Source organism: Streptomyces sp., from assembly GCF_035645055.1.
Classification (GTDB): domain Bacteria; phylum Actinomycetota; class Actinomycetes; order Streptomycetales; family Streptomycetaceae; genus Streptomyces.
The window spans coordinates 39,239-51,684 of the sequence record NZ_DASQNH010000012.1; the positions used below are offsets into that span (position 1 = coordinate 39,239).

A 12,446-nucleotide genomic window follows, 5' to 3' on the forward strand; every position below is an offset into this window, starting at 1 on the left:
CGCCCGCCCCGCCTGACGGGCCTGCCGCAAGACCTGCCTAAACCTGTCACCTCGCCCGCCCGCGGCTCCGATTGCTGGGATGCTGGTCCTGTACACGATCGCGGCGGGTCGGCTGGGGGCCAAAGGCGTGGAGGACAGGGTGCGGGTGGTCATCGCTGAGGATTCGGTGTTGCTCCGGGAGGGGCTCACCCGGTTGCTGACCGACCGTGGGCACGAGGTCGTCGCCGGGGTCGCGGACGCCGACGCGCTGATCAAGACCATGGCCGAGCTGGCCGCCGAGGACGCGTTGCCCGATGTCGTCGTCGCCGATGTCCGGATGCCGCCGACCCACACCGACGAGGGCGTGCGCGCGGCCGTGCAGCTGCGCAAGGCGCATCCGGGGCTCGGTGTGCTGGTGCTGTCGCAGTACGTGGAGGAGCGCTACGCCACCGAGCTGCTGGCCGGATCCAGCCGGGGGGTCGGCTACCTGCTGAAGGACCGGGTAGCCGAGGTGCGCGAGTTCGTGGACGCGGTGGTGCGGGTGGCCCGGGGCGGTACCGCGCTGGACCCGGAGGTCGTCGCCCAGCTGCTCGGCCGCAGCCGTAAGCAGGACGTGCTCGCGGGGCTCACCCCGAGGGAGCGGGAGGTGCTGGGGCTGATGGCGGAGGGGCGGACGAACTCGGCCATCGCGCGGCAGCTCGTGGTGAGCGACGGCGCGGTGGAGAAGCACGTCAGCAACATCTTCCTGAAGCTCGGTCTGTCCCCGAGCGAAGGCGATCACCGGCGAGTTCTCGCCGTATTGACGTATCTGAATTCCTAAATCTCGCGCCTGGTGGGGGGCGGTGGCAGTCAGGTGGCAGGCAGCGTCCGGACGGGTCGTAGGGCTGTACGCGCCGATGGTCTTCGTGCGCTTTACCGAAGGCACGGACCCTTTGCGGTCGTAGGGTTGATCCTGGGAACGCCTGCGGGAAGGCCGCTCCCCGACAGCCGCCTCGAGGGAGGTCCAGTTCAGTGACGAGCCAGGTCAGTAGCCCAGCGGAGCAGGCCGACGGAGCCGTCGTGGGAGAGCAGCGCAAACCGGCGGGGACCAAGGACGTCCGCCGGCTCGACCGAGTGATCATCAGGTTCGCGGGGGACTCGGGTGACGGCATGCAGCTCACCGGTGACCGCTTCACCTCGGAGACCGCGTCCTTCGGCAACGACCTGTCGACGCTGCCGAACTTCCCGGCCGAGATCAGGGCGCCCGCCGGCACCCTCCCGGGTGTCTCCTCCTTCCAGCTGCACTTCGCCGACCACGACATCCTGACCCCGGGTGACGCGCCCAACGTGCTGGTCGCGATGAACCCGGCGGCGCTGAAGGCCAACGTGGGCGATCTGCCGCGCGGCGCGGAGATCATCGTCAACACGGACGAGTTCACCAAACGGGCGATGCAGAAGGTCGGGTACGCGACCAGCCCGCTGGAGGACGGCTCGCTGGACGGCTACAGCCTGCATCCGGTGCCGCTGACCACGCTGACCGTGGAGGCCCTGAAGGACTTCGACCTCACCCGTAAGGAGGCGGAGCGCAGCAAGAACATGTTCGCGCTCGGCCTTCTGTCGTGGATGTACCACCGGCCGACCGAGGGCACCGAGAAATTCCTGCGGAGCAAGTTCGCGAAGAAGCCGGACATCGCCGAGGCCAACATCGCGGCCTTCCGCGCGGGCTGGAACTTCGGCGAGACCACCGAGGACTTCGCGGTCTCCTACGAGGTGGCACCGGCCGCGCAGGCCTTCCCGGTGGGCACCTACCGCAACATCTCCGGGAACCTGGCCCTGTCGTACGGCCTGATCGCCGCCTCCCGGCAGGCGGATCTGCCGCTGTTCCTCGGTTCGTACCCGATCACCCCGGCCTCCGACATCCTGCACGAGCTGAGCAAGCACAAGAACTTCGGTGTGCGCACCTTCCAGGCGGAGGACGAGATCGCCGGCATCGGCGCCGCGCTGGGCGCCGCCTTCGGCGGATCGCTGGCGGTGACGACGACGAGCGGCCCCGGTGTGGCCCTGAAGTCGGAGACGATCGGGCTCGCCGTCTCGCTGGAGCTGCCGCTGCTGATCGTGGACATCCAGCGCGGCGGCCCGTCCACCGGTCTGCCCACCAAGACCGAGCAGGCCGATCTGCTCCAGGCGATGTACGGCCGCAACGGCGAGGCGCCCGTCCCGGTGGTCGCGCCGCGGACCCCGGCGGACTGCTTCGACGCCGCCCTGGAGGCCGCGCGGATCGCGCTGACGTACCGCACCCCGGTCTTCCTGCTCTCCGACGGCTATCTGGCCAACGGCTCCGAGCCGTGGCGGATCCCGGAGCCGGACGAGCTGCCGGACCTCCAGGTGCAGTTCGCCCAGGGCCCCAACCACACCATGGAAGACGGCAGCGAGGTCTTCTGGCCGTACAAGCGGGACCCGCAGACCCTGGCCCGGCCGTGGGCGGTCCCCGGCACGCCGGGTCTGGAACACCGGATCGGCGGCATCGAGAAGCAGGACGGCACGGGCAACATCTCCTACGACCCGGCCAACCACGACTTCATGGTCCGCACCCGCCAGGCCAAGGTCGACGGCATCGACGTGCCGGACGTGGAGGTCGACGACCAGGACGGAGCCCGCACCCTCGTCCTCGGCTGGGGGTCGACGTACGGCCCGATCACCGCCGCGGTGCGCCGGATCCGCAAGGAGGGCGGCCGGATCGCGCAGGCCCATCTGCGCCACCTCAATCCGTTCCCGCGCAACCTGGGCACCGTGCTGAAGGCGTACGACAAGGTCGTCGTCCCCGAGATGAACCTCGGCCAGCTCGCCACCCTCATCCGGGCGAGGTACCTGGTCGACGCGCGCCCGTACAACCAGGTCAACGGTATGCCGTTCAAGGCCGAACAGCTGGCCCACGCCCTGAAGGAGGCCATCGATGACTGAGGCACTGAACCTGGTCCCCAAGGCCGAGGCCAAGCAGTCCATGAAGGACTTCAAGTCCGACCAGGAAGTGCGCTGGTGCCCCGGGTGCGGTGACTACGCGATCCTCGCCGCCGTGCAGGGCTTCATGCCCGAGCTGGGCCTGGCCCGCGAGAACATCGTCTTCGTCTCCGGCATCGGCTGCTCGTCCCGCTTCCCGTACTACATGAACACCTACGGGATGCACTCGATCCACGGCCGCGCCCCGGCGATCGCGACGGGCCTCGCTTCGAGCAGGCGCGATCTGAGCGTGTGGGTGGTCACCGGCGACGGCGACGCGCTGTCCATCGGCGGCAACCATCTGATCCACGCCCTGCGCCGCAACGTCAACCTCAAGATCCTGCTGTTCAACAACCGGATCTACGGCCTGACGAAGGGCCAGTACAGCCCCACGTCCGAGGTCGGCAAGATCACCAAGTCGACGCCGATGGGCTCGCTGGACGCGCCGTTCAACCCCGTGTCGCTGGCGCTGGGCGCGGAGGCCTCCTTCGTGGCCCGTACGGTCGACTCGGACCGCAAGCACCTCACCGAGGTGCTGCGCCGGGCCGCCGCCCACCCGGGCACCGCCCTGATCGAGATCTACCAGAACTGCAACATCTTCAACGACGGCGCCTTCGACGTCCTGAAGGACAAGCAGCAGGCGGAGGAGGCGGTGATCCGCCTGGAGCACGGGCAGCCGATCCGCTTCGGCGGCGAGCTGGCCAAGGGGGTCGTACGGGACCCGGCCACCGGCGATCTGAAGGTGGTCACGGTGACCCCGGAGAACGAGGCCGACGTGCTCGTCCACGACGCGCACGCCGCCTCCCCGACCACCGCGTTCGCGCTGTCCCGGCTGGCCGACCCGGACACCCTGCACAACACCCCGATCGGGGTCTTCCGCGCGGTGGAGCGGCCGGTCTACGACGCGCAGATGTCCGACCAGCTGGACGCGGCGATCGAGCAGAACGGCAAGGGCGATCTGGCCGCGCTGCTGGCCGGCGGGGACACCTGGACGGTCGTCGGCTGAGCCGCGTACGCGCACGCGACCTGAGAGGCCCGGGCCCAGGCCCGGGCCTCGTCGTATGCCCGCGGTCCTGGTTCAGGCCCGGGCCTCGTCGTACGCCCGGCGCGCCCGCTCGACCTCGGCCATCCGCCGCTCGGTCCACCCCGCCAGTGCCCGGACCTGCTCGGCGGCCTCGCGGCCCAGCTCGGTGAGGGAGTAGTCGACGCGTGGCGGGATCACCGGCTTGGCGTCGCGGTGGACCAGGCCGTCGCGCTCCAGGGTCTGGAGGGTCTGGGTGAGCATCTTCTCGCTGACCCGGCCGATGGCCCGGCGCAGCTCGCTGAACCGGTGCGGGCGCTCCAGGAGCCGGATGAGCACCAGGACGCCCCAGCGGCTGGTGACGTGCTCCAGCACCAGCCGGTAGGGGCACATCGCCTCGCCGTCACTCCGCCATTCACTTACCGCCATGCCAGTACCTTACTTCAAGGTGGGTACTTTCCAATAGTTAGCGCCACTCGTAGGGTTAGTGACGCAAGCAGCCACAAGCCATCCACGAGGGAGTCCGCAACATGAGCATCGTCGTCACCGGAGCCACCGGAAAGCTCGGCCGTCACGTCGTCGGGCAACTGCTGGAGAAGGTCCCCGCCGAACAGATCACCGCGGTCGTGCGGGACGAGGCCAGGGCCGCCGGTCTCGCGGCGCGCGGCGTCCGGCTGGCGGTCGCGGACTACAACGCGCCCGAGACCTTCGACGGTCTCCTCTCGGCCGGCGACAAGGTGCTGCTGATCTCCGGCAACGAGTTCGACAAGGGCCGCCCCGCCCAGCACAAGGTGGTCATCGACGCCGCCGGGGCGGCCGGTGTCGCCCTGCTCGCCTACACCAGCGCCCCCGGCGGTCTGACCGCCGCGCTCGCCGACGACCACCGCGCCACCGAGGAGATCCTGCTGGCCTCCGGCGTGCCCCACACGCTGCTGCGCAACGGCTGGTACTTCGAGAACTACACGGAGAACCTGGCCCCGGTACTGGCCCACGACGCCGTCGTCCAGGCCGCGGGCGCCGGCCGCGTCTCCGCCGCCTCCCGCGCCGACTACGCCGCCGCCGCGGTCGCCGTGCTGACCGGCGAGGGGCACGAGAACCAGACGTACGAGCTGGGCGGCGACACGTCGTTCGGCTTCGCGGAGTACGCGGCCGAGCTGAGCCGGCAGACCGGCAGGGAGATCGTCTACAACGCCGTCTCCGTGGCGGAGTACACCGCCATCCTGACCGGCGCCGGGCTGCCCGAGCCGCTCGCCGCGGTCTTCGCCGGGGTGGACGTCTCCATCGAGAAGGGCGAGCTGGAGATCACCACCGGCGACCTCTCCCGCCTGACCGGCCGCCCGACCACCCCGCTCGCCGAGGCCGTCGCGGCCGCGCTCGCGGGCTGAACCTGCGGCCCGGCGCATCTGTCATGACCGTATGGCGATACGGGCATGACAGGTGAGGGGGCCGGGCGCTACCTTCGTGCAGTCGAGGCGGATGCGGCGGACGCACCAAGGAGGAACCGTGGCCGACAAGTCCAGGGCAGAGCAGCGCATAGGCCTGCTGAACGGCTTCGCGGCGTACGGCATGTGGGGGCTGTTCCCCCTCTACTTCCCCCTCCTCAAGCCCGCCGGGGCGTCCGAGGTCCTCGCCCACCGGATGATGTGGTCCCTCGTCGTCGTCGCCGCCGTGCTGCTCGTGCTGCGCCGCTGGCGGTGGGCCGGCGAACTGCTGAAGCAGCCACGCCGGCTCGCGCTCATCGCGGGCGCCGCGGCCATCATCGCCGTCAACTGGGGCGTCTACATCTGGGCCGTGAACAACGACCGGGTCGTCGAGGCGTCCCTCGGCTACTTCATCAACCCGCTCGTCACCATCGCCATGGGCGTGCTGCTGCTGAAGGAACGGCTGCGGCCCGTGCAGTGGGCCGCGGTCGGCATCGGCCTCGTGGCGGTCCTCGTCCTCGCCGTCGGCTACGGCCGCCCGCCGTGGATCTCCCTCGTCCTGGCCTTCTCCTTCGGCACGTACGGCCTGATCAAGAAGAAGGTCAACCTCGGCGGCCTGGAGTCGCTGGCCGCCGAGACCGCCATCCAGTTCCTGCCCGCCGTCGGCTATCTGCTCTGGCTGACCTCGCAGGGCGACTCCACCTTCACCACCGAGGGCCCGGGGCACACGGCACTGCTCGCCGCGACCGGCATCGTCACCGCGCTGCCGCTGGTCTGCTTCGGCGCGGCCGCGATCCGCGTGCCGCTGTCCACCATCGGCCTGCTCCAGTACCTGGCCCCGGTGTTCCAGTTCCTGATCGGCGTCCTCCACTTCGCCGAGGCCATGCCGCCCGAGCGCTGGGCCGGCTTCGCCCTGGTCTGGCTGGCGCTCTCCCTGCTCACCTGGGACGCCCTGCGCACCGCCCGCCGCACGGCCCGCGCCCTCAGGGCCACGGCGGAGGCACGCGGCACCGCCCAGGCCGATACCGACGCCCACGCCGACGCCGACGCCGACGCCGTACGGAACGTCGAGACCGTGCCCGCGGGACCGGTTCGCACCAAGCCGTAACCGGCAGGCGGCGGTCACGGGACCGGGGCCGGTTCCCGGACCGAGGGCCGGTTCCCTCTTGTAACCGCCGTCGGCCTGATGCAGTATCGACCGACATGGAAGCAGCCATGTCCCCACCCCCGAGTCACTGCGCGATCACCGGCTACGGCGACCACGACGACCCCTTCCAGTGGGACACCCGGGAAGGTTGCGAAGTCCGGCAGATCCTCGACCGGATCGCCGACAAATGGTCCCTGCTCGTCATCGCCCTGCTGGAGAACCGGCGGCTGCGCTTCACCGAACTGCGCCGCGAGATCGACGGGGTGAGCCAGCGCATGCTGACCGTCACCCTGCGCCAGCTGGAGCGCGACGGCCTGGTCCGGCGCACCGTCCACCCGGTGGTGCCGCCCCGCGTCGAGTACGAGCTCACCCCGCTCGGCGGCACCCTGCACGCCACCATCCGCTCCCTGGTGAGCTGGACGGAGGAGCACCAGCAGGAGATCGCCGCCGCCCGCGCCGCCTACGACACCCGCACGGCAACGGCGGTGGACGCCTGATCCCACCCGAACTGCCGTTGCACTCCCGCCAATTGACGCAACCAAGGCCTCACGGGGCGCTATCGTTGCGGTGAACGCACTGTGCAGACACATCGTCGTATGGGGCCGGGAACAGTCCCGGAGGCCATTCGCCGGGCGCGAGCCCGGCACCGGCTTCCGCTGGCGGGGGTGGCGCTTCCCACGAAGCCTGATCGTCCGTCGAGCGGTGACCGCTGCGGTTGGCTGGACGGGGCGTGGCGCGTGGTGAAGGAGTACCCCACGCCCTGCACCGGCGGGCCACCGCCGACAGGACGGGCCCGGCGATGGCGCCGGACGCGGCCCGAGTGTGTCTCCGCGCGGAGTTGGTCGCCCCATGACCATCACGGCAGCAGCGGCACCGCTGCGGCTCTACTACGTCGACGATTCCGGCGACGGCAGACGGCTCGTGTCCTTCGCCGCCCTCGGCATCGACCTCGCACACAGCGCCGACGCCCTGTCCGGCTGGCTCGGCTTCCGCGCCGAACTCGCCGCCGACGCGCGCCTGTTGATACCGGCCACCGCCGCCCTGCACTCCCATGAACTGGCCGGCGCCCGCGGCCGGTACGTCCACCGGGCCCGCAGCAGCGACCGCGAACAGCACCGCCGGCACGCCCGCGAGGTGATCCTGCGCGGCCTGCACACCGTCGCCCGCTTCACCGGCGTACGTGTCCGCGCCGTGTACCGGGAGACCACCGACTACGCACACGACCGGCCCGGCCTGTACGCCGCCCTGCTGCGGCAGATCCAGGCCGAACTGGAGGCCACCGGCCACCACGGCGTACTGATCGTGGACGGCGACGGAACCGAGCACTCCCTGCGCCGCGCGCACCGGAACCTGCCCGACGCCGGCCGCCGCATCATCGGCGACCCCGTGTTCCGGCCCGCCCGCGAGAACCATCTGCTCCAGGCCGCCGACATGGTGGCCTACGCCGCATACCAGAACATCGCCAAACAGGAGAACCGGCGCTTCATGTGGGACTGGTTCGGCACCGTGCTGCCCGGCGCCGACGGCCCGCGCGCGCTCTGACGCCGCCGCGCACCTCAGGGGCCGGACGCGCCGCACGAGCCAGGGGCCGGACGCGGCCCGAACGGACAAGGGGCTGGACCCCAGCACTCGGCCGGGGTCCAGCCGGGCCGGACCTGGACCCGAGCCTCGGGCCAGAACCGCACGTCCAGTCTTCCACACCAACCGCCCACCACGGAGGGTCCATGCCGAAGCCCACCAGCCGCCCGATCACAGTGGAGTGGGGCAAGGAGACGGTCGTCGTCTCCGACTTCCCGCGTACCCTGCCCGGCGCCTCCGCCGTCGACGACCGGGCCAAACTCGTCCGCGCGGGCGCCGCCAACCCGCACGCCGGACTCACCGAGGACGCCTGGCACGCGGTGGCCCGCGCCAGCACCGCGCCCATGCTCGTCGCCCACCAGCTGCGCCCGCCCACCAGCGACGGATCCGGACTGTTGCTGGAGGAGCACGTCGACGGCGCCACCCTGCGGTCCGTGCACTCCCGGGTGTGGCTGAGCGAGCTGTTCCCCGGCATCCAGCCGCGCACCAGCCAGGAGAAGCTGGACGTCGACGACCCGAAGGTGATCGGCGAGGCCGACGGCGACCATCCGCTCGCCCTGCTGCGCTACCGCTACCGCGACCGGAACCACCTGTGGGAGCACGTCAAGCACACCCTCAACATCACTCTGCACCGCAATTCCTACGCGGAGTCCATCCTGGCCCGCCGGGTGACCCGGGCGCTGATCGTGCATCCGGCGGTCTTCGAGTTCGAGGACGGCGACGAGCCGGTGACCGCGCTGGTGGCCCGGGACGGGATCACCCGGCTGGCGAGCGCCTGGAAGGTGCTCGGCGGCGCCGCTCTGAAGAACGAGGAGATCGCCGAGGAAGCCGCGGACGCCCTGCTCACCGAGCGCCGGCAGCCCGCGAACGAGCCCCGCAAACCGCTCACCCAGCGGCTCGCGCTCGGCCGCGAGGAGTACCGCCGGCGCCTGCACGACGAGTTCACGGCGGCGATCGACGCGGCGGGCGCCTCCGGCGCGGTCACCGACCGGACCATCCGGATCGCTCAGACGTATGTCGTGCCCACGCACATCGCCGTCGGCATCGAGCCCCACGAGCTGAGCGCGCTGCGCGTCGAGGACGTGTTCGACGACGCGCTGCGCTCGATCCTCGCCTCGGTGCACGTCGAGTTCAAACCGTGGGACGACGCCGCGCAGAACGTGGAGGTCGCCACCCGGGCGCTCAAGCTCGTCGCCCAGACCCGGTCCGCCGAATGGGGCATGGAGAAGCTGCTCCAGGACGTGCACGCGCTGGCCACCGGACGGCTGCCCGAGGCCGCCGTCCCCGAAATCTTCGACGACCCGCGGATCCCCGGCACCGCCCTGTGGCGGGCCGTCTACCTGGTGCACGCGCTGACCCGGCCGCCGCTGCACGAGGAGCTGAAGGCGCGCGCCAAGGACATCAAGAACGACCGCCGCATGTCGACCAAGGGCTACGCCGGACTCCTCGGCCCCGTCATCGACCTGCCCTGGCGTTCCGAGAAGGGCTCCGCGCTCGCCCAGGCCCGCAACGCCTGGAGCAACGGCGGGGTGCTCTGCGCCGACGTCCTCGCCGACGGCTGGCACCCGGTGCCCACCGAGGACTTCACCAGCCTGGTCGAACCGGCCCTCAAGGGGGACGCCGGCGCCCGGTGCACCCTCGCCGTCGCCGGGGGCATCGCCCTGATCGCCGACAAGCTGCTCACCCGGAACGTGGGATCGGCGGTGGCGGCCGTCCGGCAGGTCGGCAAGGTGCCGTTCCGGGCGGATGTCTCCGTCGTCATCGGCGGGCTGGCCGCGCGGGACAACGCGGCCGGGCTGTGGCTCCTCGCCCACGCGGCCCAGCGGTTCCGGTCCGCGACCATGCCGGGCAACACCAGCGCCCGCCCCCGGCTCGGCCCCGGCGCCGTCCCCCCGCCCTACCAGCACGTCGCGATCGACCTCGACGCCCCCGACCGCATCGCCCGCGACGGCGGCGCCGAACGCGCGCTGACCACGTGGGACGTGGTGTACGCGTCGGACGCGGAGCGTGCGGAGGAGAAGATCGAGCTGATGCTGCGGCAGTCGGGTGCCGCGGGCGGGCCCCCGGCCCCCTCGTCACCGGTGCCGCCCACCGTCCTGCCCGCCCAGCGAACCGGTCCGGCGCAGCAGCCGCCGCAGAGCCCGGCCCGGCCGCCGTCCATCGCGCAGCTCATCGAGGACCAGCGCAAGCAGCTGGCCAAACAGCTCGAAGGGGCGATCGAGTCGCTGCGGCACCTGGAGGGGCTGGGCGCCCACCGGACCTTCCCGCCGCTGCTGGGGGACGCGGAGGAGTGGGCGGCGCTGCGGGACAACGCCGTGGAGATCGTCGCCACCGTCGAGCAGCACAACCCGAAGAAGGCTGAGGAGTCGGAGGAGCCGGAGGAGCCGGAGGACGACGAGACGGAGGACGCCGGTCTCTGAGCCCGGGTGCGGTGGCCACGGGCCGTTGTCAGTGCCCCCGCCTATAAATGACGCATGACACAGGAACCGGCGTCCGCGCCCGCCCCCGTGCACTGGAAACTCGTCATCGACGCCCACGACCCGCACGGCCAGGCCGACTTCTGGGCCGCCGCGCTGGGCTACCTGGCGGAGGACAACAGCGCGCTGGTCCGGCGCCTGCTGGACGCCGGCGCGCTGCCCGCCGCGGCCACCGTGGACTTCCACGGCCGCCCCGCCTTCCGCGACCTGATCGCCGTACGCCACCCCGACGACCCGTACGACGAGGACACCGGCACCGGCCTGGGCCGGCGGCTGCTGTTCCAGCGCGTCCCCGAGCCGAAGACCGTCAAGAACCGGATCCATCTGGACCTGCACCCGGGCGAGGGCCGCCGCGACGCGGAGGTGGAGCGACTGCGAGCGCTGGGCGCGAGCGTGCTGCGGGAGGTGGCGGAGCAGGGCGGCTCATGGGTGGTGATGGCGGACCCGGAGGGCAACGAGTTCTGCGTGCAGTAGCCGGACCGGCCGCCGCGGGTCACTCCGCGGGCGGCTGCCCGGCCGCCTTGCGGGCGCGCTCCGCCAGACGGGTCATCCGGGTGCGGGCCGACTCCAGCTGCTCGGCCTCCTCGGCGGCCGGGCCGGGCTCGGCGGCCAGTTCGGTCCACAGGGCGAGCAGCTCGTGCCCGAGGTCCTGGCCGAGCAGCGGGTCGCGTACGGCGCGCCAGGCCGTCGCCGCGCTCTGGACGTTGCCGTAGGCGGCCTCCGCGTCGCCGGTACGGCGGCGGGCACGCACCAGGTCGACCGAGAGCCGGAAGGCGCGGAGCGGGTCACCGGCCAAGTAGGCGACGTACGCGGCCAGTTCTCCCAGGCGCAGCACCTCCGGGTGGTCCGGGCCCAGCGTCGTCGCGCCGTCTCCCAGGGCCTGCTCGGCGAGCGCGGAGGCGGCATCGATCCGCCCCTCCTTGACGGCGTCGCCGATGCGGGCCAGGGGCTCGGAGAGCGGGGTCGGCACGGCGGCGGGCTCGGGGACGTCATCGCCGAGCACCGCTTCGGCCACGGCGTCGAAGCCACGGGGCGGGGTGGGCTTGGGGTCGGGGTCGGACTCCTTGAACTGCGCCGGGCCGTCGGTGACCCGGGCCGTGCCGTCCATGACCGGCGGCGGGCCGAACGCGCCCGTGGGCGGCATGACCGTGCCCGGGGTGTGCGGGGGTTGCGGGATCGGCCGGGGCTCGGTGATCGGCTGCGGTTGCGGGATCGGCTGCGGCTGGGGGATCGGCTCGGGCACGGCGCGCAGGCGGAAGGTGGGCGCGGAGTCCGGTGTCGGCTCGTGCGTGTCCCGGGGGTGGGGAGCGGCGTGAGCGGGGCGCTCCTGTGGCTCCGTGCCGCGCGGGATCCGCAGGATCCGGGTGGCGCCGTCCGGGGTGGGCTCGGCGGTGCGGCCCGCGGCGGGGTCGCCGGTGGGGGCGTCGGCGGGGACAGCCGTGGGGGACGGGTTGGCGGTGAAGTGGCTGGAGCCGTCCGGATCGACCCGGAGCGGGACGACGTAGCCGATGCGCTCGTCGCGAATCGTGGCGAGGACGGAGCGGCCGGTGGCGAGGGCCATGCGGTGGAGGTGGTTCAGGACGCACTGCTGCGGTTCCTCGCCGGGCGCGGGGGCGAGCGGTGTCCCCCCGACCGTCACCGCGCCGGAACCCGGACCGCTTCCGCCCCCGGCGAAGACACGGACGTCGATCGGCGTCGCCGGAGACGCGCCGTGGCGCTGCGGTTCCGGCTGCTTCTCGCGGCTGAGTCGAGACATCGGTTCCCTCACTTGAACGCGTCCGCAAGATGGTGGCAGACCCTATCGCCGAGTCTCTCCGCTGCGCCTCGGTTCTCCGGTCACCGGGGTG

General features: G+C 72.0%; 11 protein-coding genes. 9 read left to right on the top strand and 2 right to left on the bottom strand.

Annotated elements, in window-relative coordinates:
- Nucleotides 1–127: 127 nt before the first annotated feature.
- From VE614_RS03260 to VE614_RS03270, 3 genes are all read left to right on the top strand, one after another.
- Nucleotides 128–799 carry a response regulator transcription factor gene (locus VE614_RS03260; RefSeq protein ID WP_324931692.1) on the top strand — a complete coding sequence of 224 codons (672 nt, stop codon included), beginning with the start codon at nucleotides 128–130 and terminating at the stop codon, nucleotides 797–799.
- A 191-nt stretch (nucleotides 800–990) separates the two neighbouring features.
- A complete protein-coding gene (locus VE614_RS03265; RefSeq protein ID WP_324931594.1) occupies nucleotides 991–2,919 on the top strand; it encodes a 2-oxoacid:acceptor oxidoreductase subunit alpha in 1,929 nt (642 codons plus the stop codon).
- A complete protein-coding gene (locus VE614_RS03270) occupies nucleotides 2,912–3,961 on the top strand; it encodes a 2-oxoacid:ferredoxin oxidoreductase subunit beta (protein ID WP_324931597.1) in 1,050 nt (349 codons plus the stop codon). Before VE614_RS03265 ends, VE614_RS03270 begins: the two co-directional genes overlap by 8 nt.
- Before the next feature lie 72 nt (nucleotides 3,962–4,033).
- Here the strand turns inward: VE614_RS03270 and VE614_RS03275 are convergent, their stop codons facing one another.
- Nucleotides 4,034–4,405 (bottom strand): helix-turn-helix domain-containing protein, encoded by a 372-nt coding sequence (locus tag VE614_RS03275; protein ID WP_324931601.1) that lies wholly within the window; start codon nucleotides 4,403–4,405, stop codon nucleotides 4,034–4,036.
- Nucleotides 4,406–4,506: 101 nt separating this feature from the next.
- Between VE614_RS03275 and VE614_RS03280 the strand changes: the two genes are divergently transcribed.
- The 6 genes from VE614_RS03280 to VE614_RS03305 all read left to right on the top strand — a co-directional run bounded on the left by VE614_RS03280 (nucleotide 4,507) and on the right by VE614_RS03305 (nucleotide 11,073).
- A complete protein-coding gene (locus VE614_RS03280) occupies nucleotides 4,507–5,361 on the top strand; it encodes an NAD(P)H-binding protein (RefSeq protein WP_324931604.1) in 855 nt (284 codons plus the stop codon).
- 91 nt (nucleotides 5,362–5,452) lie between these two features.
- Entirely contained in the window at nucleotides 5,453–6,505 is a 1,053-nt protein-coding gene (rarD, locus tag VE614_RS03285; protein WP_414719495.1) for an EamA family transporter RarD, read from the top strand.
- A gap of 95 nt (nucleotides 6,506–6,600) precedes the next feature.
- Nucleotides 6,601–7,041: a winged helix-turn-helix transcriptional regulator gene (locus VE614_RS03290; RefSeq protein WP_414719496.1), complete on the top strand. Its 441-nt coding sequence runs from the start codon at nucleotides 6,601–6,603 to the stop codon at nucleotides 7,039–7,041.
- 352 nt (nucleotides 7,042–7,393) lie between these two features.
- Complete coding sequence (locus VE614_RS03295; protein WP_324931613.1) at nucleotides 7,394–8,086, top strand: DUF3800 domain-containing protein; 693 nt, start codon at nucleotides 7,394–7,396, stop codon at nucleotides 8,084–8,086.
- Between the two features lie 182 nt (nucleotides 8,087–8,268).
- A complete protein-coding gene (locus VE614_RS03300) occupies nucleotides 8,269–10,542 on the top strand; it encodes a hypothetical protein (RefSeq protein WP_324931616.1) in 2,274 nt (757 codons plus the stop codon).
- Nucleotides 10,543–10,596: 54 nt separating this feature from the next.
- On the top strand, nucleotides 10,597–11,073 hold the full coding sequence (locus VE614_RS03305; RefSeq protein WP_324931619.1) for a VOC family protein: 477 nt from the start codon (nucleotides 10,597–10,599) through the stop codon (nucleotides 11,071–11,073).
- 19 nt (nucleotides 11,074–11,092) lie between these two features.
- Here VE614_RS03305 and VE614_RS03310 read toward each other — a convergent pair whose 3' ends face one another.
- The gene (locus VE614_RS03310; protein ID WP_324931622.1) at nucleotides 11,093–12,355 is read right to left on the bottom strand and encodes a tetratricopeptide repeat protein; all 1,263 of its coding nucleotides are present in this window, start codon (nucleotides 12,353–12,355) and stop codon (nucleotides 11,093–11,095) included.
- Nucleotides 12,356–12,446: the final 91 nt, after the last annotated feature.